The sequence below is a fragment of the Vibrio sp. 1069 genome (assembly GCF_033340555.1).
Genome location: NZ_JAWOWP010000435.1, coordinates 1 through 674, shown reverse-complemented (window position 1 = coordinate 674; position 674 = coordinate 1). Strand labels below are relative to the sequence as shown.

The following is a 674-nucleotide window of genomic DNA, read 5'->3' as shown; positions in this document are numbered from 1 at the left end:
TTTAAGTGTGAGTCAAACATAGTAATAGTAAACGGATAAAGTGGATAATATGAAAAGGAATATGCCTTACCTACCTAGTTTCAAATTGACTGACTTTGATATAAAAACGTTAGTACAACCTATCCTCTGTCCTAGAAGCCAAGAAATTCAATATTACGAAACTTTGTCTAAGATAAGCACTTTTGATAAGAGTAACATAAACAACGATGTATTCTTTTCCATTATAGACAACACGTTTATTCAAACTCTCGCTTTACAACAAATTCGATTTTCTCTTGAAAAATACCCTCACCAACTACACTCTTTTAATATTAAACTCTCTTGTTTAGCTGACGAAGATTTTGTCCGTGAGCTTTTAAGCTTCAATGGTGCTAAGTTTGCTCTTGAGATAAGCGAGCTTGATTGTTATACCGAATCAAAAGAAATACGCGAAAACTTATCAGTGTTACAAGCGAACAATATCGCGATTTGGCTGGATGACTATCACCGTAACAACAAGCTGGCTAACATGTCACTTGGCAACATACTTTGGGATCGTATCAAGATTGACAAAAGCTTTCTAAAACACGCCGACCAAGAGTCTATACAAGCACTAGAGTACTTCTTAGCCCCTTTCTGCTTACACGGATTGATCTTCGAGGGTGCTGAGTACATCGAGCATCATAAGATGTTAA

1 protein-coding gene is annotated in these 674 nt (G+C 36.4%); it reads left to right on the top strand.

The window, feature by feature from the left end; translation table 11 throughout:
* Positions 1–49: 49 nt before the first annotated feature.
* Positions 50–674: EAL domain-containing protein (locus tag R7040_RS26970; RefSeq protein WP_318097674.1), on the top strand; the 625-nt coding region annotated here is incomplete at its 3' end.